The following is a 23271-nucleotide window of genomic DNA, read 5'->3' on the forward strand; positions in this document are numbered from 1 at the left end:
GGGTTCGAGCTCGCACGCTCGAACCCCACTTTCTTGTGCAAAAACAGAGATCAGAGAAGAGATCCACCCCGTGCTGCGCATCAAGTCCCCGGAACAGCTGGTCGCCGAATCGGGCGCCGACCTCGAGGGCCACGGCCTCAAGCGCACCATGGGGCTCTTCCAGCTCGTGTGCTTCGGCGTCGGCGCCATCGTCGGCACCGGCATCTTCGTCGGCCTCTCCGACACGGTCGCCGAAGCCGGCCCCGCGGTGATCATCTCGTTCATCCTGGCCGCGATCACCTGCATCTTCACCGCCTTCTCCTTCGCGGAGCTGGGCGGCGCGATCCCGGTCTCGGGCTCCTCGTACTCCTTCGCCTACGCGACCCTCGGCGAGCGCATCGCCTTCCTGACCGGGTGGTGCCTGCTGCTCGAGTACGGCGTCTCGGTCTCTGCCGTCGCGGTCGGCTGGAGCCAGTACGTCAATGAACTGCTCGACAGCATCTTCGGCCACCAGCTGCCCGCCTCGCTCTCGGCGGGCCCCGGCGACGGAGGCGTGATCAACATCCCCGCCGTCGTCGTGATCCTGATGGCCGCCCTCCTGCTGGTGCGCGGCATCCGCGAGAGCGCCCGCGCCACCGCCGCCATGGCCGTCCTCAAGATCGCCATCCTGATCGCCTTCTGCGCGATCGCCTTCACGGCCTTCGAGGACGGCAACCTCGTGCCGTTCTCCCCAGAGGGCTTCGCCGGCATCACGGCCGGCACGTCGGCCGCGTTCTTCTCGTACATCGGCTTCGACGCGATCACCACGGCCGGTGAAGAGGTCAAGAACCCCCGTCGCAACATCCCCATCGCGATCCTGATCTGCATCGGTGTCGTCACGGTCATCTACTGCCTGGTCGCCGTCGCCGCCATCGGCGCACTGGGCGCGGACGCCGTCGGCGACAAGCCCGCCGCGCTCTCGCTCATCGTCAACCAGGTCACCGACTCCACCGTGGGCGGCGGAATCATCGCCTTCGGCGCCGTCGTCGCGATCGCCTCGGTCGTCCTCGCCGTGATGTACGGCCAGACCCGCATCCTGATGTCGATGTCCCGCGACGGCCTGATCCCGCGCGTCTTCGAACGCGTCTCGCCGAAGACGGCGACCCCTGTCGCCAACACCTGGATCGTCGCGCTCGTCTTCGCGGTGCCCGCGGCCTTCTCCTCGCTCGACATCGTCGTGAACCTGACGACCATCGGCGCGGCCGCGACCATGGCCGTCGTCAATATCGCGGTGATCGTCCTGCGCCGCAGCCACCCGGAGCTCGAGCGTTCCTTCCGGGTGCCGTTCTACCCGGTCAGCCCGCTGGTGGGCATGGCGTTCTGTGTGTACCTGATGTACGGAACGGGCTGGACGACCTGGGTCCAGTTCATCGTCTTCGTCGTGGTCGGACTGGTCGTGTACGCGCTCTACGGGCGCCGCAACTCCCGCCTCACCGACCCCGGCACCGACCCCGTCAGTCCCGCCCCGGCAGCGTGAACCAGATCGCCTTGCCGTGCGCGGTGGGGCGGTGGCCGTAGGACGAGGAGAGGGTGCGGATCAGCAGCAGTCCGCGCCCGTGCTCCTGCCAGGGGTCGGGCTCGCCCGCGGGTTCGCTGCGTACGAGATCGCCGGGGGCGACCGGATCGCGGTCGTGCACCTCGACCTGGCAGCCCGTCGGGAGCAGCTCGACGACCAGCTCGATCGGGTCGTCGCCGTCCGTGTGCTCCACCGCGTTGGCCACCAGCTCCGCCGTCAGGAGCTCGGCCGTGTCGCTGTCCGCCGCGCTGCCGTCGCCCGCCGCGATGTCCGCGAGCGCGGTGCGGATCAGGGCGCGGGCGATCGGCACGGCCGCGGTGGTGTGCGGCAGCGCGATGCGCCATGAGGCGGGGCGGGAGGTGTCGGACACGCTGAGCTTCATCTCCGTACGGTCGGGGGTGCGTCGTGTTCGTCGAGTGTTCAACGGTACGGAGCGGACCTGTGTGCGAGTAGAGGCCGCAGTCTCCCCGGGGGCGGGACCTTCGGCGCGCTTTGCTGCATTCCCTTTATTGCGCGCTCGTGACGGGGGTCACGAACAGGTGATAACTTCTAGGGACCGGCAGCCCTCCGACCGAAGGAGGCCGCACGTCATGAGCCCCTTTACAGGCTCCACACCCCGTACCGGCGAGTGGCAGCATCTGCGTCTCGCCGTCGACGGCGGGGTCGCCACCGTCACCCTCGCCCGGCCCGAGAAACTCAACGCCCTCACCTTCGGCGCCTACGCCGACCTGCGCGATCTCCTCGCCGAGCTCTCCCGCGAGCGTGCGGTGCGCGCCCTGGTCTTGGGCGGCGAGGGGCGCGGCTTCTGCTCCGGCGGTGACGTCGACGAGATCATCGGCGCGACGCTCGCCATGGACACCGCACAGCTCCTCGACTTCAACCGGATGACCGGGCAGGTCGTACGGGCCCTGCGCGAATGCCCCTTCCCGGTCATCGCCGCGGTCCACGGCGTCGCGGCGGGCGCGGGCGCCGTCCTCGCACTGGCCGCGGACTTCCGGATCGCCGACCCCTCCACCCGGTTCGCCTTCCTCTTCACCAAGGTGGGGCTCTCCGGGGGCGACATGGGGGCGGCGTATCTGCTGCCGCGCGTGGTCGGGCTCGGGCACGCCACCCGGCTGCTGATGCTCGGTGACCCGGTCCGTGCCCATGAGGCCGAACGCATCGGCCTGGTCAGCGAGTTGGCGGCCGAGGGCCGTGCCGGTGAGGCCGCCGCCGCGCTCGCCCGCAGGCTCGCCGAGGGGCCGGCCCTCGCGTACGCACAGACCAAGGCGCTGCTCACCGCCGAGCTCGACATGCCCCTCGCGGCCGCGGTCGAGCTCGACGCCGCCACCCAGGCGCTCCTGATGAACGGCGAGGACTACGCCGAGTTCCACGCCGCCTTCACCGAGAAGCGGCCGCCGAAATGGCAGGGGAGGTAGCCGGGATGCGTGTCGCGGTCATCGGCGGCGGACCCGGCGGGCTGTACGCCGCGGCCCTCCTGAAGCGGCTCGACCCCACCCGCTCCGTCACCGTCTGGGAGCGCAACGCCCCCGACGACACCTTCGGCTTCGGCGTCGTCCTCTCCGACGAGACCCTCGGCGGCATCCAGCACGCGGACCCCGTCGTCTACGCCGCGCTCCAGAAGGAGTTCGTGCGCTGGGACGACATCGACGTCGTCCACCGGGGCACGACCCTGACCTCCGGCGGCCACGGCTTCTCGGCGCTCGGCCGGCGCCGTCTCCTGGAGATCCTGCACGAGCGCTGCCGCTCGCTGGGTGTCGACCTCCGGTTCCGCAACGAGGCGCCGCCCGCTGCCGAACTCGCCCTGGAACACGATCTGGTGATCGCGGCCGACGGGGTGCACAGCGCGACCCGCACCGCGCACGCCGACGTCTTCGCGCCCCGCCTCACCACCCACCGCTGCCGCTACATCTGGCTCTCCGCCGACTTCGCCTTCGATGCCTTCCGTTTCGAGATCGCCGAGACCGAACACGGCGTGATGCAGCTGCACGGCTACCCGTATGCGGCCGACGCCTCCACCGTCATCGTCGAGATGCGCGAGGAGGTGTGGCGGGCGGCCGGCCTTGACACCTGCGACGAGCAGGAGTCGACGGAACGCTGCGCGAAGATCTTCGCGGACGCGCTGGGCGGACGTGCCCTGCGCGGCAACAACTCGACGTGGACCGCGTTCCGCACCGTCGTCAACGACCGCTGGTCGCACGGCAGTACGGTCCTGATCGGCGACGCCGCCCACACCGCCCATTTCTCCATCGGCTCCGGTACGAAGCTGGCGGTCGAGGACGCCCTCGCCCTCGTCGCCTGCATCGAGGAACAGCCCGACCTCCCCACCGCGCTCGCCGCGTACGAGAGCGAACGCCGCCCCGTCGTCGCCTCCACACAGCGTGCCGCGCAGGCCAGCCTGGAGTGGTTCGAGCAGCTGGAGACGTACGTCGGTCAGCCGCCGCGCCAGTTCGCCTTCAACCTCCTCACCCGCAGCCGCCGTGTCACCCACGACAACCTGCGCCTGCGCGACCCCGCCTTCACCGATGCGGTGGAGCGCGCCTTCGGCTGTGAGCAGGACACACCCCCGATGTTCACGCCCTTCCGGCTGCGCCGACTGACCCTGCGCAACCGGGTCGTCGTCTCGCCGATGGACATGTACTCCGCCACGCACGGCGTCCCCGGCGACTTCCACCTCGTTCACCTGGGCGCGCGGGCGCTCGGCGGGGCGGGTCTCGTCATGACGGAGATGGTGTGCGTCAGCCCGGAGGGCCGCATCACACCGGGCTGTGCGGGCCTCTACACCCCGGAACAGGCCACGGCCTGGCGCCGTATCGCCGACTTCGTGCACACGCAGTCGCCGGGGACGGCCATCGGAGTCCAGCTGGGCCACTCGGGCCGCAAGGGATCGACCCGCCTGATGTGGGAGGGCATGGACCAGCCGCTCCCGGACGGCGAGAACTGGCCCCTGTCGGCCGCCTCCCCCCTCCCGTACCTGCGCGGCGTCAGCCAGACCCCGCACCAGCTCGACCGCACCGGACTCATCGACATCCGCGAACAGTTCGCGGCAGCGGCCTGGCGTGCGGCCCGCTGCGGCTTCGACCTCCTCGAACTCCACTGCGCTCACGGCTACTTGCTGTCCGGATTCCTCTCCCCGCTGACCAATCAACGAACCGACGGTTACGGCGGTTCCCTGGCCGCCCGCCTGCGCTTCCCCCTGGAGGTCTTCGACGCGGTACGCGGCATCTGGCCGGACGACCGCCCGATGACGGTCCGTATCTCGGCCACGGACTGGGCGGACGGCGGCACGACCGCAGAGGAGGCGGTGGAGATCGCCCGGGCCTTCGCCGACCACGGCGCGGACGCGATCGACGTGTCCACGGGACAGGTCGTCGCCGACGAGCAGCCCGCCTACGGCCGCTCGTACCAGACCCCCTACGCGGACCGCATCCGCAACGAGCTGGGCATCCCGGTGATCGCGGTCGGTGCGATCTCCTCCTGGGACGACGTCAACTCGCTGCTCCTGGCGGGCCGTTCGGACCTCTGCGCGCTGGCCCGCCCCCACCTCCACGACCCGAACTGGACGCTGCACGCGGCGGCCGACCAGGAGTACAAGGGCCCGGGTGCCCCGTGGCCCCTCCCGTACCAGGCGGGCAGCCGCCGCCCCCAGACAGGAAGGACGGACGGCCCGAAGCCGCGGCTCACTCTGGCGTGAGGCAGTCGTGGCACAGGCACGGGTCGGGGTGCGGTACGCCGCCCCAGTGCGAGGCGCGGTACTCGCGCGAGACCCGCTCGAAGAACCGGGCGCGCTCGTCGGCCTGTTCACGGCCGCCGTACCCGAGCCAGCTGTCCTCGTAGCGGCGCAGCACCGCCGGGCTGTAGACGAGTTCGGCCCGGAAGCCATGCAGATTGCGGGCCGCCATGTCGATGGTGATGTACGCCCCGGTGTGCCGCCCGTGCCCGACGGTGGTCACCTGCTCCCAGCCCATGCCCGGATGGCCCCCGATGACGTACACCTTCGCCCCGCCCCGGTACGACTTGGTCCCCGGCCGCAGCTCCTGGCCGCCCTCGCCGTACCGCCGGTGGAACACGACGTTCGCGGCGACCAGCCAGACCGGCTCGGGCCCCTCGCTCATGATGCGGTGACGATGACGCGGTCGGTGACCGGGCGGTACCCGATGCGCTGGTAGACCCCGTTGCTGGTCGGGTTGGCCAGGTCGGTGAAGAGCAGCACCTCCGCCGCGCCCGCGTCCTGCGCCGCCCGGCTCACCTCCGCCGTGACCGCCGCCGCGTAGCCGTGGCCGCGCAGTTCGGGCGGGGTGTAGACCGGGGCGACGCGGACCGAGCCCGCGACCGGGCGGATCGCTCCGGCCAGCGACACCGGTGTCCCTTCGTGCTCCCAGAGCGTCAGGCCGCCGTACGAGAGCCGGTCGGTCACCGCCTCCTCGACGTGCGCATCAGCCCGGTCGGTACCGGTGTCACGGGCGAACGCGTGTAGCCACTCCACCAGGAGCTCGCGGTCGGATTCCGTGGCGATGCGAGCGCGGCCCGGTGGGGCGGGGGAGGGCGGGGTCAACTCGTCGAGGCGGTAAAGGCGTTGTTCCAGCAGGGTCCTGCGCTCGGGCCAGTCCGCCGTCAGCGCATCGAGCTCGGAGGGCCGCGCATTGACCGTGGTCGCGCCCAGCTTCCGTATCTCCGCGGCCAGCGGCGCGAGCGCCTCTTCGGGCACCACGCCCACCTGGAAGGGGTGCGGCGGAGTCCACACCGCGGTCCCTTCGACGGCGCCGTCGCGCCCGCGCCACCAGCCGAACACGGGGGCGTCGTCGCCGTAGATGTGGAGGCCGCGCTTCTTGAGGCCGGCCGTGATGGTCAGGATCAGCGTGTTCTCCGCCGGATGCGTGGCGGCCGCGTCGCCCGCCGTCGCCAGGAAAGCGTCGAGATCCTCAGTGAAGGTCCAGGTCATCGCTTCATGATGCCGAGGAGCCCGGTCTTCAGCACCCCAGTTTCGCGAACCCCGCCCCGGCGTCCCGCAGCCGCCCGTGCAGCGCCGCGAAGACCTGCGCCGCACGCCCGCCCGGCCAGTCGTGCGGAAGCAGTTCCGGCGGCAGGCCCGGGTCCGCGTACGGGAGGCGGCGCCAGGAGTCCAGGGCCAGGAGGTAGTCGCGGTAGGCGGACTCGGCGTCGGGCTCGGTGCGTTCCCAGCGGCTCAGCACCGGCTCGTGGCGGTCCAGGAACGCCTCGTACTCCTTGGCGATCGCCCCGAGGTCCCACCACCGCGCCACCGACGCGGCGGTCGCCGTGAAGCCGAGGTGCTCGCCCCTGAACAGGTCGACGTACGGACCGAGTTCGAGCCGCTCCAGGGTGTGCCGCGTCTCCTCGTACAGCGCTGCCGGTGCGATCCACACGCCGGGCGCGGCCGTCCCGAAACCCAGCCCGGCCAGTCGCGAGCGCAGCACATGACGGCGGTCGCGTTCCGACTCGGGGACCGAGAAGACGGCGAGCACCCAGCCGTCCGCGAGCCGTGGCGCGGGCCGTTCGTAGATCCGCCGGTCGCCGTCGTCGAGCAATTGGCGCGCGTCCGGCGACAGCGCGTAGCCCGCGGCGCCCTCCTCCGTGCGGGAGGACTCCAGCAGCCCGCGCCGCTTCAGCCGCGACACCGAGGAGCGCAACGACGGCGCGTCGACGCCCACCGCGGCCAGCAGGCGGATCAGTTCCGCCACGGGGACGGGGCCTGCGGACTCGCGGCCGTACGCGCCGTACAGCGTGACGATCAGGGACCGGGGGGCGTGCAGCTCACTCACGCGATCACTCTAATTCGCGCAGGCGGAAGCGCTGCAGTTTGCCCGTGGGCGTTCGCGGCAGGGCGTCCAGGAAGACGATCTCGCGCGGGCACTTGTACGGCACCAGCTCCTGCCGTACGAACTCCTGCAGCGCCCGCCGGTCGCGCCGCGCGCCCGCCCGCAGCACGGCGTACGCGACCGCCACCTGCCCCCGGTCCTCGTCCGCGCGGCCCACGACGGCCGCCTCCAGCACATCGGGGTGGCGCAGCAGCGCGTCCTCGACCTCGGGGCCCGCGATGTTGTACCCCGCCGAGATGATCATGTCGTCCGCGCGGGCGACGTAGCGGAAGTAGCCGTCGGGCTCGCGGACATAAGTGTCGCCGGTGAGGTTCCAGCCGTCGCGCACGTACTCCAGCTGGCGCGCGTCGGCGAGATAGCGGCAACCGACAGGACCCCGCACCGCGAGCAGCCCCGCCTCCCCGTCCGGCACAGGCTGCCCCGCCCGGTCCACCACCCGCGCCCGCCAGCCCGGCACCGGGACCCCGGTCGTCCCCGGGCGGATCGCGTCGTCCGCCGCCGAGACGAAGATGTGGAGGAGCTCGGTGGCGCCGATGCCGTTGATGATGCGCAGCCCGGTCCGCTCGTGCCAGGCGCGCCAGGTCGCTTCCGTCAGGTTCTCGCCCGCCGAGACACAGCGGCGCAGAGCCGAGATGTCGTACGCGTCCACGTCCGCCAGCATCGCCCGGTAGGCGGTCGGCGCGGTGAACAGGACCGAGACGCGGTGTTCGGCGAGCGCGGGCAACAGCTGCTTGGGACCGGCCTGTTCGAGCAGCAGCGCCGAAGCGCCCGCCCGCATCGGGAAGATGACGAGCCCGCCGAGCCCGAAGGTGAACCCCAGCGGCGGACTGCCCGCGAAGACATCGTCAGGATCGGGCTTGAGGACGTGGCGCGAGAAGGTGTCCGCGATGGCGAGGACGTCCCGGTGGAAGTGCATGCACCCCTTGGGACGCCCGGTGGTCCCCGAGGTGAAGGCGATCAGGGCCACGTCGTCGGAGGAGGTCGGCACGGCCTCGTACACATCGGGCCTGTCCTGCGCCAACTGGCAGAGATCGTCGGGCCCTTCACCCCCGAAGGTGGTGATCCGCAGCCCCGGCACCTCCGCCTTCGCCAGGTCGTCGACCGATCTGATGTCGCACAGCGCATGACTGATCCGTGCGAGGGAGCAGATCGTCGCCAGCTCCTGCGAGCGCTGCGCGGCCAGCACGGTCACCGCGACCGCGCCCGCCTTCATCACGGCGAGCCAACAGGCCGCCAGATGAGGGGTGGTGGGCCCGCGCAGCAGGACGCGGTTGCCGGGTACGACCCCGAGGTCGTCGGTGAGCACATGCGCGATGCGGTCGACTTCGGACCGCAGTTCCCCGTACGTCCAGACCTCGCCGGCGGCGGTACGGAACACGGGCCGGTCCGCGCCGAAGCGCCGTACGGTGCCGTCCAGCAGCTCGGAACCGCAGTTGAGCCGGTCCGGGTAGCGCAGTTCGGGCAGGTCGACGATCAGCTCCGGCCACTGGTCGGCGGGCGGCAGCTGCTCGCGGGGAAAGGTGTCGACGTGCGCTGAGGTCTTCAGCTCCATGACGGGATCGCCCCCTTGTCGCCTGTTGAGCGTATCGTTTACATGACGACAGTCAACGGTCCGCGATAAGACGCGTGAAGAGGGGTTGCCCGGATGCCCGCATTCGCACTGGAACCCGAGCAGCAGGCCTGGTGCGCGGAGCTGCGCACCCTCTCCGCCGAACGGCTGCGCTCCCTGGCGGAGAAGGGCGAGCCGGGCCGCGTGAACCGCCCGCTCCTGGCCGCCTTGGCCGAACTAGGCCTGCTGGAACGCCTGTTCACCTCCGGGGCGCTGGACCTCTGCCTCATGCGCGAATCCCTCGCCCATGGCTGCACGGAGGCCGAGACGGCGCTCGCCCTCCAGGGGCTCGGCACGTACCCCCTGGTCCAGTCGGGCACACGGGCCCAGCAGGACCGCTGGCTCCCGGAGGTCACCGCGGGCCGTGCGGTGGCCGCGTTCGCGCTGAGCGAGCCGGGGGCGGGCTCGGACGCGGGGGCGCTGTCCCTCAACGCCGTACCGCATCAAGGGGGTTGGCGCCTGACCGGCGAGAAGTGCTGGATCTCCAACGCCCCCGAGGCCGACTTCTACACCGTCTTCGCCCGTACGACACAGGGGGCCGGGGCACGCGGCGTCACCGCCTTCCTGGTCCCCGCGGACCGCCCGGGCCTCACCGGCGCGCCGCTCGACATGCTTTCGCCGCACCCGATCGGCGCGCTGACCTTCACAGACGTCCCCGTCGGCCCCGAGGACGTTCTGGGCGACCCCGACCGAGGCTTCCGCGTGGCGATGAACACCCTCAACCTCTTCCGCCCCAGCGTCGGCGCCTTCGCGGTCGGCATGGCACAGGCGGCGTTGGACGCCACGATCGCCCACACCGCACAACGGGCCGCTTTCGGGGGCCTGTTGAAGGACCTCCAGTCGGTGGCCCACCAGGTGGCGGAGATGGCGACCCGCACCGAGGCGGCCCGCCTCCTGGTCTACGCGGCGGCCGCCGCGTACGACGCCGGGGACCCGGGGATCGCGAAGCACTCCGCCATGGCCAAGCTCCTGGCCACCGAGACCGCCCAGTACGTGGTCGACCAGGCCGTCCAGCTCCACGGCGCCCGCGCCCTCCAGCGCGGCCACCTCCTCGAACACCTCTACCGCGAGGTCCGCGCACCCCGGATCTATGAGGGCGCCACCGAGGTCCAACGCACCATCATCGCCAAGGAGTTGTACACCTGATGCCCCTCGACCGCATCAACCCGCCGCACCTCTCCCCGCCGGCCGGCTTCTCGCACGCGGTCGTCGCCACCGGCGCCCGCCTGGTCTTCCTGGCGGGCCAGACCGCGCTGGACGCGGACGGCAAGGTGGTCGGCGACACGCTCCCGGCCCAGTTCCGTACGGCACTCACGAACCTCCTCGCGGCACTGGGGGCGGCGGGCGGCACCCCCGCCGACCTGGCCCGCGTCACGGTCTACGCCACCGACGTCGCCGCGTACCGCATCAACGCGCCCGAACTCGGCCGCATCTGGCGGGAGTTGGCGGGCCGCGACTACCCGGCGATGGCGGTGATCGGCGCGACGCGCCTCTGGGACGAACAGGCCATGGTGGAGCTCGACGGGACGGCCGTACTTCCCTGACACGTCCACCGATACGGGGGTACCCGGATGGCATCACTCGACCGTCCACGACGGAGGTTCGATGCCAATGCGCGCTGTCAGGAAATGGTTCAAGGACAGTCCCGCGGCCCAGACGGTGCTCGGGTTCGTCCTTTTCGCCGCGGTGATCCTTTCGCTCAATTGGGGCCATACGCCCGGCTGGTGGCTCGTCAAGCTGGGGCTCTACATCGCGATCAGCGTCGCTTTCGCCGCCCGCCGCCGGCGCAGGGACGCCGAAGCCGCCGGCACCGACACCGCGACGCTGAAGTCACTGGAGCGCAGGATCCAGCGCGGTACGGTGCCGGAGGACCCGCAGGAGCGGGCCGCCATGCGCCGGCTGGTGCTGCACCGGCTCGACCTGATGAGCCGCACCCGTTGGTCAGTACCCGCCTTCTCCGTCATGCTGGCGCTGGTCGCCGTCCTCGCAGCTGTGACCGGCGACTGGGCCGTGGCCGCGGTCTTCCTCGCGATCAGTGCGGTCGTCACCGGGGCCATGGTGTGGATCCGTCGCCGTGCCGCCCGCAAACTGCACCACTTGGACGACGTACTCGGCAGGGACGAACTCGCCCTGCGACACTGACCGTTCATGACCTCCTTCAGCATCCACGGCGACCGGGTCCACCACACCTGGGACCGCGCCATCGCCCCCGTCACCACCCTCGCCCCCGGCGACGAGGCGACCCTCCAGCTCCTCGACGCGGGCGGCGGCCAGCTCACCGCCGAGTCCACCGCCGCCGACCTCGGCAAGCTCGACTTCGGCCGGCTCAACCCGGTCACCGGGCCGCTGTACGTCAAGGGGGCCGAGCCCGGCGACGCCCTGGTCGTGGACATCCTGGACGTGGAGGTGGGGGAGTGGGGCTGGACCGCCTGCATCCCCGGATTCGGGCTGCTCGCCGACGAGTTCCCCGACCCGCACCTGAGGATCTCCCGCATCACGGACGGATACGCCGAACTCCTGCCCGGCCTGCGCATCCCCGTCGTCCCGATGATCGGCACGATCGGCGTCGCCCCGCCCGAGCCCGGCCCGCACTCGGTGATCCCGCCGCGGCGCTGGGGCGGCAACATGGACATCCGGCACATCGGCCCCGGCGCCCGGCTGATCCTCCCGGTCGGCGTGGAGGGCGCCCTGCTCTCCGCGGGCGACACCCATGCGGCCATGGGCGACGGCGAGGTCTGCGGCACCGGCGTCGAGACCTCCTCGACGGCCCGCCTCCGTGTGGACGTACGCAAGGGAGCCGCGCCCCGCACCCCGGTCATCGAGACCCACCCGGTCACCGCACGCACCGGCGCGGCCCTCGCCACCACGGGGATCGGCCCCGACCTGATGGAGGCGTCACGGGACGCGGTGCGCGCGCTCATCGAGGAGATCACGGCCCGTACGGGACTGCCCCCGGAAGATGCGTACCTGCTGGCGAGCGTCGCCGCGGACCTCAAGATCTCCGAGGTCGTCGACGCCCCCAACTGGGTCGTCTCGGCGCACCTGGAGCGCGAACTCCTGGGCGGAGCCTAGGGGCGCAGCCCGGCCAGTGTGACGGTGACGAGGCGGTGGACCGCGGCCCGGGAGGAGAGGGTGCCGGCCGCGGAGAGGGCATGGAGGCAGTAGCCCGCGAGCTCGTCGGGTGCGACGTCGCCCCGGAGGGCGCCGCTCGCCGCCCCCTCGGCGAGCAGCTCCCTGACCATGCCGCGCAACTGCCGCTCCCCGTCGACGACATGCCGGTCGCGGTGGAGCACCCCGGAGAGCTCCGTACCGTGGTGCTCCCGGGTCCCGTGGGCGATGAAGGCGTACGCGGTCAGCACCGCTTCGAGGCGCTCGCCCGCGTCCCCGGCCCGGTCGCGGACCTCCGCGAGCTGCGCGAGGTGGGCCGTTATCCGGCGTTCGTGCCAGGCGGTCAGGATCGCTTCGACGTCCGGGAAGTACTTGTACAGCGTGGCCCGCCCGATGCCGGTCCCCTCGGCGATCTGCGACATCGTCACCGCCCGCAGCCCCTGCTCGGACACCAGCCCGGCCGTCACGTCCAGAACCGCCTCCCGCACCGAACGCCGGTGCGCCTCGATCGTCTCGTTCCACAGCTTCGGCACCCCGCCAGTTTACGCGGCGACGACAGCACGACACTTTGCATTGACAGCGACAGAGTGTCTCGATAAACAGATGGGCATGGAGAAGTCCGAAGCCCGCGTCCCGACCACGAGGGGCGAGCGATACGCCAAGCAACTGTGCAGCCATGCGGCCCACATGGCCCCGCGTGCGGAGTGGGATCCGCCGGAGGGAGTGATCGAGTTCCCCGCCTCGGCGGGCACCTGCCGGCTGACCGCGGAACCGGAGTGCCTGCACCTTGTGCTCGAAGCCGCGGACGGCGCACAGCTCGCCAGGATGCAGCGGATCATCGGCAGCGACATCGAACGGTTCGCGGTCCGGGACGGTCTCACGGTGGAATGGACCCCGGCCTGATCTCCGCGACCGTCGTCGTCCGACGTGACATCGTGGGGCAGGGGTGAGCAGACACATGGCCGTGTCCGAGCAGCGCAAGCAGTCGAAGGTGGGTCTGTTGCTGCGGGGTTGGCGCGAGCGCCGCCGCCTCAGCCAGGTGGATCTCGCCAACCGGGCCGGCGTCTCCGCCCGCCATCTCAGCTTTCTCGAGACCGGCCGGGCCATGCCCAGCCGGGCCATGGTGCTGCGCCTGGCCGAGCAGCTCGAAGTCCCCCTGCGCGACCGCAATCCGCTGCTGCTCGCGGCCGGTTACGCCCCGGCGTACGAGCAGAAGCCGCTCGCGGACCCGGCGATGGGACCGGTGCTCGGCGCCGTCAAGCAGATCCTGAGCGGCCATGACCCGTACCCGGCGCTCGTCGTCGACGGCGAGTGGAACCTCGTCGACACCAACAGGAGCTTCGCGCTGTTCACCGAGGGGGTCGCGCCCGAACTTCTCGAGCCTCCCGTGAACGCCCTGCGCCTCGTACTGCACCCCAAGGGCATGGCCCCGGGCATCGTCAACCTCGGTGTGTGGCGCGCCAAACTCCTGGGCCGGCTGAGCCGGCGGGCGGCGGCTGACCCCCGACTGGGCCCGCTCTACGAGGAGTTGCTCGCGTACCCGTGCGACCAGGAGGAACCGGAGCTCGACGTGCCGGGGCTCGGGGACATCTGCATCCCCCTGCAACTGCGCCGGGGCGACCACGAGCTGTCCTTCTTCGCCACCCTCGCGACGTTCGGCACGCCGCGCGACATCACGGTGGCCGAGCTGATCATCGAGTCGTTCTTCCCGGCCGACGAGGCCACCGCCGAGGCGGTACGAGGTCTGAACCGCTCCTGAGGCCGGAGCTTTTCTCCAAGTCCTGTCGCAGGTCAGCGAGTTGAGGCAGATCCTTCCTACCTCAGAGGTAATTGCCTCTCTTACCTTTCGGCGGGAGATTGGCGGCATCGAGCCCGGAGCGAAGGAAGAGAATCATGACGGAAAACCTGAACGCATTCGCGACCCGCTACATCGCCCTGTGGAACGAACCCGACCCCGCCCTGCGCAGCAAGGCGATCGAAGAACTCTTCGCCCCCGAGGCGCAGCACTACACGCCCGCCCAGGAAGTGCACGGCCGGGCCCAGCTTGAGGAGCGCGTGGGCACGGCTTACGAGAAGTGGGTCGAGTCGGGCCGGTACGCCTTCCGGGCCGTGCCCAACGCGACCGGACACCACCGCTCGGTGCGGTTCAACTGGGAGATGTACGACGTCGCGACGGGCCGGGCGGACTCGGTCGGATTCGACTTCATCACGCTCGACGAGTCCGGACTGATCGAGACGGACTACCAGTTCGTCGACTGACCCCTGCCGAAGGGCCGCACGCCGTCACCGGTGTGCGGCCCTTCCCTCGTCAGATGTCGCGGAAGATCTCGATCTGGGCGCCCACCGAGTTGAGACGCTCGGCCAGGTCCTCGTACCCGCGGTTGATGACGTAGACGTTCCGCAGTACGGACGTGCCCTCGGCCGCCATCATCGCGAGCAGCACCACCACAGCAGGCCGCAGGGCCGGCGGGCACATCATCTCGGCCGCGCGCCAGCGCGTCGGGCCCTCGACCAACACGCGGTGCGGGTCCAGGAGTTGGAGGCGGCCGCCGAGCCGGTTCAGGTCGGTGAGGTAGATCGCGCGGTTGTCGTAGACCCAGTCGTGGATCAGCGTCTGGCCCTGTGCGACCGCCGCGATCGCCGCGAAGAACGGCACGTTGTCGATGTTGAGGCCCGGGAAGGGCATCGGGTGGATCTTGTCGATCGGCGCTTCGAGCTTCGAGGGGCGCACCGTCAGATCGATCAGCCGGGTCCGCCCGTTGTCCGCCGCGTACTCCGCGCTGCGGTCGTGGTCGAGGCCCATCTCCTCCAGGACCGCGAGCTCGATCTCCAGGAACTCGATCGGCACCCGGCGGATGGTGAGCTCCGACTCGGTCACCACGGCCGCGGCCAGCAGGCTCATCGCCTCGACCGGGTCCTCGGAGGGGGAGTAGTCGACGTCGACGTCGATCTCCGGCACCCCGTGGACGGTGAGTGTCGTCGTGCCGATGCCGTCGACCCGTACCCCCAGCGCCTCCAGGAAGAAGCACAGGTCCTGGACCATGTAGTTCGACGAGGCGTTACGGATCACGGTCGTGCCCGCGTTGCGGGCGGCGGCCAGCAGCGCGTTCTCGGTGACCGTGTCGCCGCGCTCGGTCAGGACGATCGGGCGGTCGGGCGAGGTGCGCTGCACCTCGGCGTGGTAGATGCCCTCCGTTGCGGAGATGTCCAGACCGAAGCGGCGCAGGGCGATCATGTGCGGCTCGATCGTGCGCGTGCCGAGGTCGCAGCCGCCGGCGTACGGCAGCTTGAAGCGGTCCATGCGGTGCAGCAGCGGGCCCAGGAACATGATGATCGAGCGGGTCCGGCGCGCGGCCTCCGCGTCCATCTGGTCCATCTCGAGCCGTGCGGGCGGCACGATCTCCAGGTCCTTGCCGTCGTTGATCCAACGGGTGCGCACGCCGATGGAGTTGAGCACCTCCAGCAGGCGGTAGACCTCTTCGATGCGCGCGACGCGGCGCAGCACGGTGCGGCCCTTGTTGAGCAGCGAGGCGCAGAGCAGTGCCACACACGCGTTCTTGCTCGTCTTGACGTCGATCGAGCCCGAGAGGCGGCGGCCGCCGACGACGCGCAGATGCATCGGTCCGGCGTACCCCAGCGACACGATCTCGCTGTCCAGCGCCTCACCGATACGGGCGATCATCTCAAGGCTGATGTTCTGGTTCCCGCGCTCGATGCGGTTCACCGCGCTCTGGCTGGTGGAGAGCGCATCGGCAAGCTGAGTCTGTGTCCAGCCCCGGTGCTGACGGGCGTCACGGATGAGCTTGCCGATGCGTACGAGGTAGTCGTCTGCCATATCGGCAGGCTATCTCACATATGAGATGTTGCATTTCCGGGGACGGCCACCGGAGTGATGTTGCGGTTGAGGCGGAAGAGGTTGGCGGGGTCGTGGACGGCCTTCAGCCGGGCCAGCCGCTCGTAGTCCTGCGGGTCGTAACCGGCGCGCGTCTGCGCCTCGCCGGCCCGCGCCCCGTCCCCGTACACGAAGGGCAGCGCGAGTCCGAGGCTCCACGGCGCGAGGATCTCCTCCGCCCGGTCCAGCACGCCCCGCGCCTCGTCCAGAGCGCCCTCGTGCTCGCCCGGCATGGTGATGATCCGCACGATGTACTGCGCATCACGCCGCCCGACAGCGCTCCCGCCCTCCGGCCGGCGCGACAGCGCACCGCCCAGGTGCCGTACGTCGACCACCGACATCATCGGGGCGCCGGGTCCCGTCAGCTCCCGCACGGCCTCCAGCGCCTCCGCGTCCAGGGCGCTGAGCAGCACGTTCGTACCCAGGTAGGCGTGCGGGAAGGGCGGGTCCTGGTAGATCGATCCGCCCTCGGTGTACGGGAGCGTGCGCAGCGTGTCGATCAGCCGCGGCCCCACCGCCCGCAGCGGCTCCACCAGCCGCTCGCCGTCGGCCGCGTCCCCGTCGAAGGCGATCCGCACATGGGCCACGTACTGCCCGCGCAGCGGCGCCGGCAACTGCTCCATGTCGGGGTAGGCGATCAGCCCGACCGACGACGTCAGCGCCTCGGGCACGGTCGCGCTCCACGTCCGGTACGCCTCCAGGACGTCGGCGATCCGCTCCGCCGCGAAGAACATCCCGCCGCCGTAGACCTGAGCGACCTGTACGAGTTCGATCTCCAGCGCGGTCACCACGCCGAAGTTGTGCCCGGCCCCGCGCAGCGCCCAGAAGAGACCGGGGTCGCTGTCGGCGGTCACCGTACGCAGCCGCCCGTCCGCGGTGACGATCTCCGCCGAGCGGATCCGGTCGGACGCGTACCCGAACTGCCGTGCCAGCAGCCCGATTCCGCCGCCCAGGGTGTACGAGACCGCGCCCACCCCCGGCGACGACCCGCTCAGCGGCGCGAGCCCGTGCTCGGCGGCGGCCCCCACGACCTGCTCCCAGCGGACCCCCGCCCCGATCCGCGCGGTCCGCGCGGCGGCGTCGATCCGGACCTCGTCCATCCGGCGGGTGGTGATCAGGACTCCGCCCTCGGTGGCGACGGACAGGCCGTGCCCGGTGGCCTGCACGGCGACCGGCAGCCCCTGTCCCGCGGCGAACTCCACGGCGATCCGTACGTCCTCGGCGCCGGCCGCGCCCACGACCACCGAGGGCCGGTGCCCGTATGCGGTCTGGAACCCGGCCAGTTCGGCCTCGTACTCCTCGTCCCCCGGGAAGAGGACGGAGCCCTTGATCTCATCGGCAGGGAAGGTGTTCATGAGGCAACTCTCCATCAATGGCAGGTCCGTTGAGGGAGAGACTGCCTCGTATACCTGACATCCGCCGTCAGGTATGGAAGGAGAAGTCAGTCGCGCCGCACGCTCACCCCGCCGAGCAGCCCGTACGCATTGACCACCACGACGGGGCCGCCCGGCTCGGTGGGCCCCGAGTCCGTGACCCCGCCGAGCCTGATCCCCTTGACCTGCACCTGCACATCGGGGTTCACCCGGAGCGAGACGCCTCCGATCAGGCTCAGCTTGGTGATGCGCAGTTCCGATCCGTCGGGGATGTCCACGTCGGTCAGGTCGATGTTCGCGCCCCCGATCAGTGAGACGGTCAGGGTGCGCTCATGGACGGTGGCCCCCTCCAGCCGCGTACCGCCGATGAGGCTGACATGGACGTCGGTCTTCTCGTCGTGCGCGTCGCTCTTCGTCATGGGCTCACCGTACGGGCGGAAGCGGGGATTCAGCGCCGGACCAGCAGAGAGTGCGTCACGGCGGGGGAGCTGACCACCTCGGCGACGCGGAAGTCGTCGAGTGCGTCCCCCAGGTTGTCGAAGAGGCGCTCGCCCCGGCCGGCGAGGATCGGGACGACCGCCACATGGATCTCGTCGACGAGCCCGGCGCGCAGATACTGCTGGATGGTGGCCGGCCCGCCGCCGATCCGCACGTCCTGCCCGCCCGCGGCCTCGAACGCCCGCCGCAGCACGGTTTCGACGGGCTCGTCCGTGAAGTGGAAGACCGTCCCGCCCTCCATGGACACCGACGGCCGCAGATGGTGGGTGTGCACGAACACGTCATGGTGGTACGGCGGGTTCTCGCCCCACCAGCCCGTCCACGACTCGTCCTGCCACGGTCCGCGCACGGGGCCGAACATGTTGCGCCCCATGATGTGGGCCCCGATGTTCTCGTCGCCGCGCGCGATCCACTCGGCGTCGATCCCGCCCTTGCCCTCGGCGAGATCCCTCCATGCGGCGAAGGCCCACTCGTGCAGTCCGTCGACGTTGGTACCGAGAGGGGCGTCGAGGCTCTGGTCGACGCCGGCGGCGAAGCCGTCAAGTGTGACGGTGAGGCTGTGTACGCGCAGCTTGGGCATGGCGCTCTCCTTGGTCAGGTCTCTGCTTGCTCTTATCCATGCGTCGAACGGCAGGCGGCGGGATCGACAGTTCCGCGTGTGACGTTTCCCGGTGTGTTCAGCTGGGGTTAGGTTAGGCTAACCTTCGGCACGTGAAAGTCGGTGAAGAGCTTCCCCGGGCCGCGCATTCCCGCGGCCACACCCTCTCTGCCACGGGTGTCACCGTGGCGTACGACGGTGTCGATGTCGTGCACGAGGCGTCCCTCGCGCTCGCGCCAGGGCAGGTGACCGCGCTGGTCGGGCCGAACGGCAGTGGCAAGTCGACGCTGTTGCGGACCGTGGCGCGACTGCAGCGGGCGCGGAGTGCCGAGCTGACCCTCGACGCGGGCACGGACGCCTTCGCGCTGACGCCCCGTGAGTTCTCGCAGCACGTCGCGCTGTTGACGCAGGGGCGGCCCACGCCCGGCGGGCTGACCGTGCGCGACGTCGTGGAGTTCGGGCGCTATCCGTACCGCGGCCGCTGGGGCAGGGCTGATCCGGACGGCCCCGCGGCCGTCGAGCGGGCGCTCCGGATGACCGGGGTCGCCGAGCTCGCCGAGAGGGGCGCCGAGCACCTCTCCGGCGGGCAGTTGCAACGGGTGTGGCTCGCGGGGTGCCTCGCGCAGGAGACCGGCGTACTGCTCCTGGACGAACCGACGACCTACCTCGACCTGCGCTACCAGGTCGAACTGCTCGATCTCATACGGGACTTGGCGGACGACCACCAGATCGCCGTCGGCGTGGTCCTGCACGACCTCGACCAGGCGGCGGCCGTCGCCGACCGGATCGTGCTGCTCCGGGCGGGACGCGTGATCGCGGACGGCGACCCCGTGGACGTACTCACCCCTGAGCGGCTGACGGACACGTACGGCATCCGCATCGAGGTCTCCACCGATCCGCTGACGGGGCGTCTGCGCACCCGGGCCGTCGGCCGCCACCACACACGACAAGACAGCAAGCAGAACGCGCACCACGCGCACAGCGAAAGGCTCAGTGCCACCTCATGAGACGACTCCTTCTCACCGCCGCCGCGGCCACCGCCGCGGCACTCGCCCTGAGCGCCTGCGGTACGACCGAGCCGGCCGCGGACAAGGCGGAGAACAAGGCCGCCGCACACATCACCCTGACCGGTGCTTCCGGTACGAAGGTGGAGCTCGACGGACCCGCCAAGAAGGTCGTCGGGACCGAGTGGAACGTCGTCGAGCACCTCGTCTCGCTGGGCGTCGCACCGGTCGGCGTCGCCGACGTCAAGGGCTACACGTCGTGGGACAAGTCGGCCCCGCTGACCGGCAGTCCGAAGGACATCGGCACGCGCGGCGAGCCCAGCATGGACACCGTCGCCGCGCTCGCGCCCGATCTCATCGTCGCCACCAGCGACCTGCCCCCGGCCGCCATCAAGCAACTGCGCAAGATAGCCCCGGTGCTCGACCTGAAGGCGGCCGACGCCGCCGACCCGATCGGGCAGACGTACAACGACCTGGACATGATCGCCAAGGCCACGGGCACCACGGCCCGTGCCACCGAGCTCAAGAAGGGCTTCGAGACGAAGCTCGCCGAGGGCAAGCAGCAGCTGGCGAAGGCCGGGCACGCGGGGGAGAAGTTCGCCTTCGCCGACGGCTATGTGACGGGCAATCAGGTGTCGATCCGTCCGTACACCAGCGGTTCGCTGCTCGGCGCGGTGAACGAGAAGCTCGGGCTGAAGAACCCCTGGACGATGAAGGGCGACCCGGCCTACGGGCTCGCCACCACCGATGTCGAGGGGCTGACCAAGCTCGGCGACGTGCAGTTCGCGTACATCGCCAGCGACGACGACAAGGGCAGCAAGCCGTTCACCGGAGAGCTCGCCGGCAACGCTGTGTGGAAGTCGCTCCCGTTCGTGAAGGCGAACAAGGTGCACCGGCTGCCCGACGGCGTGTGGATGTTCGGCGGCACCGCGTCGATGGAGTCGTACGTCGACTCCGTCGTCGCCGCGCTGACGAAGTGACGACGGGACGCACGTAACCATCATGGCCGTCACCACCACCGCTCCCACCGCCCCCACCACGGCGGAAGCTCCCCGGACGGGCGGCGCGTTCGCGGTGACGGCCGTGCTCGCCCTGCTGGTCGCCGCCCTCGCGGTCGTCGACATCACCCAGGGCACCTCCTCGGTCGGCGCGGCCGAGGTGTGGAAGGCGCTCACCGGGCAGGCCGACACGGCGGACGCCTCCGTCGTCGTCGCCTCGCGGCTGCCGCGCATGACCGCCGGGCTCTTCGTCGGCGCCGTGCTCGGCATGGCGGGCGCCGCACTCCAGGCCGTCAGCCGCAATGTGCTCGCCGCCCCCGACACCCTTGCGGTCAACGCCGGTTCGTACTTCTCGCTCGGACTGGCCGCGGCGACCGGCGTCTCGCTGCCGCTGCTCGCCTCCTCGGGCATCGCCTTCGTCGGCGGGCTTGCGGCCGCGGCGGTGGTGCTCGGTCTCTCCGGGCTCGGAGCGGGGACCGTACGACTGGTCCTCGCGGGCAGCGCTCTCACCCTCGGGCTCAGCTCCGTCACGGAGGGACTGCTGCTGCTCTTCCCCGTACAGACGCAGGGGCTGTTCGCCTGGAACCAGGGCAGCATCGCGCAGAACGGTTTCGGCGGTGTCCTTTGGATGGTGCCGCTCGCCGTCGTCGGGCTGGCGGGGCTGCTCCTCGTGGCCCGCAAGGTCGACGCCCTGGCGCTCGGCGACGACGCCGCACGCGGGCTGGGCGTACCGGTGCGGGCCACCCGTGTGACCACGGTCGTGCTGTGCGCGCTGCTGTCCGCCGCGGCCGTCACCCTCGCCGGGCCGATCGGCTTCGTGGGGCTGGCGGCCCCGGCCGGGGTACGACTCATGGCGCGCCGCTACCGCGGCTTCTCCCGGCTGCGTACGAGCGTGAGTGTGTCCGCGCTGGCCGGTGCGGCTCTGGTGCTGGGCTCGGACGTCGTACTGCGGAGCCTGGTCGCCTCCGACGTGGCGGTGGCCGTGCCGACCGGGGTGGTCACCAGCCTGGTCGGCGCCGTCTTCCTGATGGTGCTGGCGACCCGGGGCAGGGACACCGGCGGCGCGGCCCCGCCCGACCGCCTGCGCATCCGCAGCCGGGCCGTCTTCCTGACCGTCGCCGGGACGCTGGTGGCCGTGCTGATCGCGCTGACCGTCGCCTCCGTACTGCTCGGCGACTCGAAACTGCTCCTCGGCGATGTCGTCAACTGGGCGCAGGGCAGGGCCGGTCGGTCCGTCTCCTTCGTCCTCGACACCCGCGTGCCGAGGGTGCTCGCCGCCCTCCTCGCCGGCGCGGCGCTCGCGCTGGCGGGAACCCTGGTCCAGGCGGTGACCCGCAACCCGCTCGCCGAACCGGGCGTCATGGGCGTCTCCGGCGGGGCCGCACTGGGCGCGGTGATCCTGCTGACGACCGTGCCGTCGGCCGGACCGACGGGTCTGGCCGTCGCGGCCTTCGCGGGCGCGGCCGCCGCCTCCGCACTGGTCTTCGGACTGTCCGCGCGCGGCGGCTTCCAGCAGAACCGCCTCGTGCTGGTCGGCATGGGCGTGGCCACCGCGAGCTCCGCGCTGATCAGCCTGTTCATCGTCCTCACCGACCCGTTCAACGCCACCAAGGCGCTGACCTGGCTGTCGGGTTCGACGTACGGACGCACCCTGCCCGACCTGCTGCCGCTCGCCGTCGTCCTCGTGGCGGCGGTCGCCTTCGCGGTCGTACGGCGCACCGAGCTCGACCTCGTCTCGCTCGACGAGGACACCCCGAGGCTGCTGGGTCTCGGACTGCCCCGGGCGCGGCTGGGCTTCCTGGCGCTCGCTGTCCTGCTGAGCGCGGCGGCCGTCGCCGCGGCCGGCACCATCGCCTTCGTGGGCCTGGTGGCCCCGCACGCCGCGCGCGCCCTGGTGGGGCGCCGGCATGTGCGCGTGGTGCCGGTGGCGCTGCTGCTGGGCGCGGTCCTCGTGGGGACCGCGGACGTGGTGGGCCGGACGGTGATCGCACCGGCCCAGCTCGGCGCGGGCCTGCTCACGGCGGTCATCGGGACGCCGTACTTCCTGTGGCTGCTCGTACGGAGCCGGGGCGACGCGCGCTAGAAGTCGGTCAGCCCAGCTGCTCGCGCAGGAAAGCGAGGGTGCTCTCCCAGGCCTCCGCGGCAGGTCCGGGGGCGTACGCCTCGGGGCGGTCGTCGTTGAAGAAGGCGTGCCCGGCGGGGTAGAGGCGGAAGTCCGGGGTGACGCCCGACTGCTGCTGGATCGCCTCGGCCAGCGCGTCCAGGGTCTCCGGCGGAACGGTGGAGTCCTGCTCGCCGTAGTGCCCCAGGATCTGGGCCTTGAGCCCCGAGAAGTCGGGGAGCTCGCCCTGGATCACTCCGTAGAAAGGGACCGCCGCACTGACGCGCGGGTCGGCGGCGGCCTGCTGGACGACGAATCCGCCGCCCATGCAGAAGCCGACCGAGGCCACGGTGGCGGAGGTGACCTCGGGCCGCTCCAGCAGACAGTCGACGGCGCCGGCGAGCAGCTCGACGCCGCGCGCGACAGGGAGCTCCTGCATCATGCGGAAGGCCTCGGCGCTGTCGTGTGCGACGCTGCCGCCGTACAGATCGGGCGCGAGGACCACGAAGCCCTCGGCGGCGAGCCGGTCCGCGACGTCCGCGATGTGGTCGGTCAGACCCCACCACTCCTGGATGACGATGACGCCAGGGCCGCGTCCGGCGGGCGGAAGCGCGAGATAGCCGTGGGCGGTGCTGCCGGCACTGGGAAACGTCACGTTCTGATGCATGGCGCTCACGATGTCACGGACGTCACGTGCCCGGACATGACCCCGGCGCGGC

Annotated in this window: 24 protein-coding genes; 13 read left to right on the top strand and 11 right to left on the bottom strand. The window is 71.2% G+C overall.

Features of this window, described 5'->3' with window-relative positions; all coding sequences use genetic code 11:
• The first annotated feature begins 61 nt into the window (after window positions 1-61).
• On the top strand, window positions 62-1495 hold the full coding sequence (locus OG707_RS31150; protein ID WP_443071505.1) for an amino acid permease: 1434 nt from the start codon (window positions 62-64) through the stop codon (window positions 1493-1495).
• Here the strand turns inward: OG707_RS31150 and OG707_RS31155 are convergent.
• Window positions 1473-1916 (bottom strand): ATP-binding protein, encoded by a 444-nt coding sequence (locus tag OG707_RS31155; RefSeq protein WP_329124194.1) that lies wholly within the window; start codon window positions 1914-1916, stop codon window positions 1473-1475. The two genes, OG707_RS31150 and OG707_RS31155, sit on opposite strands and share 23 nt — an antisense overlap.
• Window positions 1917-2124: 208 nt before the next feature.
• Between OG707_RS31155 and OG707_RS31160 the strand changes: the two genes are divergently transcribed.
• Window positions 2125-2952 carry an enoyl-CoA hydratase family protein gene (locus tag OG707_RS31160; RefSeq protein WP_329124196.1) on the top strand — a complete coding sequence of 276 codons (828 nt, stop codon included), beginning with the start codon at window positions 2125-2127 and terminating at the stop codon, window positions 2950-2952.
• Window positions 2937-5228, top strand: a complete 2292-nt coding sequence (locus OG707_RS31165; RefSeq protein ID WP_329124198.1) for a bifunctional salicylyl-CoA 5-hydroxylase/oxidoreductase — start codon at window positions 2937-2939, stop codon at window positions 5226-5228. Before OG707_RS31160 ends, OG707_RS31165 begins: the two co-directional genes overlap by 16 nt.
• On the opposite strand, the gene OG707_RS31170 is transcribed toward OG707_RS31165, so the two are convergent.
• Genes OG707_RS31170 through OG707_RS31185 form a run of 4 tightly spaced genes read right to left on the bottom strand, consistent with a single transcriptional unit; the run spans window position 5215 to window position 8923 of the window.
• Complete coding sequence (locus tag OG707_RS31170) at window positions 5215-5649, bottom strand: hypothetical protein (RefSeq protein ID WP_329124200.1); 435 nt, start codon at window positions 5647-5649, stop codon at window positions 5215-5217. The two genes, OG707_RS31165 and OG707_RS31170, sit on opposite strands and share 14 nt — an antisense overlap.
• Window positions 5646-6476 (bottom strand): GNAT family N-acetyltransferase, encoded by an 831-nt coding sequence (locus OG707_RS31175; protein ID WP_329124202.1) that lies wholly within the window; start codon window positions 6474-6476, stop codon window positions 5646-5648. The genes OG707_RS31170 and OG707_RS31175 overlap by 4 nt, the downstream gene beginning before the upstream one ends.
• Before the next feature lie 28 nt (window positions 6477-6504).
• On the bottom strand, window positions 6505-7314 hold the full coding sequence (locus tag OG707_RS31180; protein ID WP_329124205.1) for a PaaX family transcriptional regulator: 810 nt from the start codon (window positions 7312-7314) through the stop codon (window positions 6505-6507).
• Between the two features lie 4 nt (window positions 7315-7318).
• On the bottom strand, window positions 7319-8923 hold the full coding sequence (locus OG707_RS31185; RefSeq protein ID WP_329124207.1) for an AMP-binding protein: 1605 nt from the start codon (window positions 8921-8923) through the stop codon (window positions 7319-7321).
• A 93-nt stretch (window positions 8924-9016) separates the two neighbouring features.
• Here OG707_RS31185 and OG707_RS31190 point away from each other — a divergent pair, with 93 nt between their 5' ends.
• The 4 genes from OG707_RS31190 (at window position 9017) to OG707_RS31205 (ending at window position 12052) form a co-directional block, all read left to right on the top strand.
• Window positions 9017-10126: an acyl-CoA dehydrogenase family protein gene (locus OG707_RS31190; RefSeq protein WP_329124209.1), complete on the top strand. Its 1110-nt coding sequence runs from the start codon at window positions 9017-9019 to the stop codon at window positions 10124-10126.
• Window positions 10126-10524, top strand: a complete 399-nt coding sequence (locus OG707_RS31195) for a RidA family protein (protein WP_329124212.1) — start codon at window positions 10126-10128, stop codon at window positions 10522-10524. Before OG707_RS31190 ends, OG707_RS31195 begins: the two co-directional genes overlap by 1 nt.
• A gap of 67 nt (window positions 10525-10591) precedes the next feature.
• Window positions 10592-11122: a hypothetical protein gene (locus OG707_RS31200; protein ID WP_329124214.1), complete on the top strand. Its 531-nt coding sequence runs from the start codon at window positions 10592-10594 to the stop codon at window positions 11120-11122.
• Window positions 11123-11128: 6 nt separating this feature from the next.
• Window positions 11129-12052, top strand: a complete 924-nt coding sequence (locus tag OG707_RS31205; RefSeq protein WP_329124216.1) for an acetamidase/formamidase family protein — start codon at window positions 11129-11131, stop codon at window positions 12050-12052.
• Here the strand turns inward: OG707_RS31205 and OG707_RS31210 are convergent.
• Window positions 12049-12621, bottom strand: coding sequence for a TetR/AcrR family transcriptional regulator (locus OG707_RS31210; RefSeq protein WP_329124218.1), 573 nt, complete (start codon window positions 12619-12621; stop codon window positions 12049-12051). The two genes, OG707_RS31205 and OG707_RS31210, sit on opposite strands and share 4 nt — an antisense overlap.
• A 76-nt stretch (window positions 12622-12697) precedes the next feature.
• On the opposite strand from OG707_RS31210, the gene OG707_RS31215 reads away from it, so the two are divergent.
• From OG707_RS31215 to OG707_RS31225, 3 genes are all read left to right on the top strand, one after another.
• On the top strand, window positions 12698-12991 hold the full coding sequence (locus OG707_RS31215) for a DUF2218 domain-containing protein (RefSeq protein WP_329124220.1): 294 nt from the start codon (window positions 12698-12700) through the stop codon (window positions 12989-12991).
• A gap of 55 nt (window positions 12992-13046) precedes the next feature.
• Window positions 13047-13847 carry a helix-turn-helix domain-containing protein gene (locus OG707_RS31220; RefSeq protein WP_329124223.1) on the top strand — a complete coding sequence of 267 codons (801 nt, stop codon included), beginning with the start codon at window positions 13047-13049 and terminating at the stop codon, window positions 13845-13847.
• Between the two features lie 134 nt (window positions 13848-13981).
• Entirely contained in the window at window positions 13982-14347 is a 366-nt protein-coding gene (locus OG707_RS31225) for a nuclear transport factor 2 family protein (protein WP_329124225.1), read from the top strand.
• Window positions 14348-14396: 49 nt separating this feature from the next.
• On the opposite strand, the gene OG707_RS31230 is transcribed toward OG707_RS31225, so the two are convergent.
• From OG707_RS31230 to OG707_RS31245, 4 genes are all read right to left on the bottom strand, one after another.
• Complete coding sequence (locus OG707_RS31230; RefSeq protein WP_329124227.1) at window positions 14397-15923, bottom strand: helix-turn-helix domain-containing protein; 1527 nt, start codon at window positions 15921-15923, stop codon at window positions 14397-14399.
• A 14-nt stretch (window positions 15924-15937) separates the two neighbouring features.
• Complete coding sequence (locus OG707_RS31235; protein WP_329124229.1) at window positions 15938-17335, bottom strand: FAD-binding oxidoreductase; 1398 nt, start codon at window positions 17333-17335, stop codon at window positions 15938-15940.
• 86 nt (window positions 17336-17421) lie between these two features.
• Window positions 17422-17772: a hypothetical protein gene (locus tag OG707_RS31240; RefSeq protein ID WP_329124231.1), complete on the bottom strand. Its 351-nt coding sequence runs from the start codon at window positions 17770-17772 to the stop codon at window positions 17422-17424.
• 29 nt (window positions 17773-17801) lie between these two features.
• Entirely contained in the window at window positions 17802-18431 is a 630-nt protein-coding gene (locus OG707_RS31245) for a dihydrofolate reductase family protein (RefSeq protein ID WP_329124233.1), read from the bottom strand.
• Window positions 18432-18562: 131 nt separating this feature from the next.
• Here OG707_RS31245 and OG707_RS31250 point away from each other — a divergent pair, with 131 nt between their 5' ends.
• The 3 genes from OG707_RS31250 to OG707_RS31260 are packed head-to-tail and all read left to right on the top strand — an operon-like array spanning window position 18563 to window position 22534.
• Window positions 18563-19456 carry an ABC transporter ATP-binding protein gene (locus tag OG707_RS31250; protein WP_329124235.1) on the top strand — a complete coding sequence of 298 codons (894 nt, stop codon included), beginning with the start codon at window positions 18563-18565 and terminating at the stop codon, window positions 19454-19456.
• Window positions 19453-20433: an iron-siderophore ABC transporter substrate-binding protein gene (locus OG707_RS31255; RefSeq protein WP_329124237.1), complete on the top strand. Its 981-nt coding sequence runs from the start codon at window positions 19453-19455 to the stop codon at window positions 20431-20433. The genes OG707_RS31250 and OG707_RS31255 overlap by 4 nt, the downstream gene beginning before the upstream one ends.
• A gap of 22 nt (window positions 20434-20455) precedes the next feature.
• Window positions 20456-22534 (top strand): iron ABC transporter permease, encoded by a 2079-nt coding sequence (locus OG707_RS31260; RefSeq protein ID WP_329124239.1) that lies wholly within the window; start codon window positions 20456-20458, stop codon window positions 22532-22534.
• Window positions 22535-22541: 7 nt separating this feature from the next.
• Here OG707_RS31260 and OG707_RS31265 read toward each other — a convergent pair whose 3' ends face one another.
• Window positions 22542-23219: a dienelactone hydrolase family protein gene (locus OG707_RS31265; protein ID WP_329124241.1), complete on the bottom strand. Its 678-nt coding sequence runs from the start codon at window positions 23217-23219 to the stop codon at window positions 22542-22544.
• Window positions 23220-23271: the final 52 nt, after the last annotated feature.

This window comes from Streptomyces sp. NBC_01465 (assembly GCF_036227325.1).
Classification (GTDB): domain Bacteria; phylum Actinomycetota; class Actinomycetes; order Streptomycetales; family Streptomycetaceae; genus Streptomyces.

Bases quoted from the DNA above. Each gene is read 5' to 3' on its own strand.
- OG707_RS31155 (WP_329124194.1), bottom strand. From the start codon at position 1,916: ATGAAGCTCAGCGTGTCCGACACCTCCCGCCCCGCCTCATGGCGCATC.
- OG707_RS31160 (WP_329124196.1), top strand. From the start codon at position 2,125: ATGAGCCCCTTTACAGGCTCCACACCCCGTACCGGCGAGTGGCAGCAT.
- OG707_RS31165 (WP_329124198.1), top strand. From the start codon at position 2,937: ATGGCAGGGGAGGTAGCCGGGATGCGTGTCGCGGTCATCGGCGGCGGA.
- OG707_RS31170 (WP_329124200.1), bottom strand. From the start codon at position 5,649: ATGAGCGAGGGGCCCGAGCCGGTCTGGCTGGTCGCCGCGAACGTCGTG.
- OG707_RS31175 (WP_329124202.1), bottom strand. From the start codon at position 6,476: ATGACCTGGACCTTCACTGAGGATCTCGACGCTTTCCTGGCGACGGCG.
- OG707_RS31185 (WP_329124207.1), bottom strand. From the start codon at position 8,923: ATGGAGCTGAAGACCTCAGCGCACGTCGACACCTTTCCCCGCGAGCAG.
- OG707_RS31190 (WP_329124209.1), top strand. From the start codon at position 9,017: ATGCCCGCATTCGCACTGGAACCCGAGCAGCAGGCCTGGTGCGCGGAG.
- OG707_RS31195 (WP_329124212.1), top strand. From the start codon at position 10,126: ATGCCCCTCGACCGCATCAACCCGCCGCACCTCTCCCCGCCGGCCGGC.
- OG707_RS31200 (WP_329124214.1), top strand. From the start codon at position 10,592: ATGCGCGCTGTCAGGAAATGGTTCAAGGACAGTCCCGCGGCCCAGACG.
- OG707_RS31205 (WP_329124216.1), top strand. From the start codon at position 11,129: ATGACCTCCTTCAGCATCCACGGCGACCGGGTCCACCACACCTGGGAC.
- OG707_RS31215 (WP_329124220.1), top strand. From the start codon at position 12,698: ATGGAGAAGTCCGAAGCCCGCGTCCCGACCACGAGGGGCGAGCGATAC.
- OG707_RS31220 (WP_329124223.1), top strand. From the start codon at position 13,047: ATGGCCGTGTCCGAGCAGCGCAAGCAGTCGAAGGTGGGTCTGTTGCTG.
- OG707_RS31225 (WP_329124225.1), top strand. From the start codon at position 13,982: ATGACGGAAAACCTGAACGCATTCGCGACCCGCTACATCGCCCTGTGG.
- OG707_RS31230 (WP_329124227.1), bottom strand. From the start codon at position 15,923: ATGGCAGACGACTACCTCGTACGCATCGGCAAGCTCATCCGTGACGCC.
- OG707_RS31235 (WP_329124229.1), bottom strand. From the start codon at position 17,335: ATGAACACCTTCCCTGCCGATGAGATCAAGGGCTCCGTCCTCTTCCCG.
- OG707_RS31240 (WP_329124231.1), bottom strand. From the start codon at position 17,772: ATGACGAAGAGCGACGCGCACGACGAGAAGACCGACGTCCATGTCAGC.
- OG707_RS31245 (WP_329124233.1), bottom strand. From the start codon at position 18,431: ATGCCCAAGCTGCGCGTACACAGCCTCACCGTCACACTTGACGGCTTC.
- OG707_RS31255 (WP_329124237.1), top strand. From the start codon at position 19,453: ATGAGACGACTCCTTCTCACCGCCGCCGCGGCCACCGCCGCGGCACTC.
- OG707_RS31260 (WP_329124239.1), top strand. From the start codon at position 20,456: ATGGCCGTCACCACCACCGCTCCCACCGCCCCCACCACGGCGGAAGCT.
- OG707_RS31265 (WP_329124241.1), bottom strand. From the start codon at position 23,219: ATGCATCAGAACGTGACGTTTCCCAGTGCCGGCAGCACCGCCCACGGC.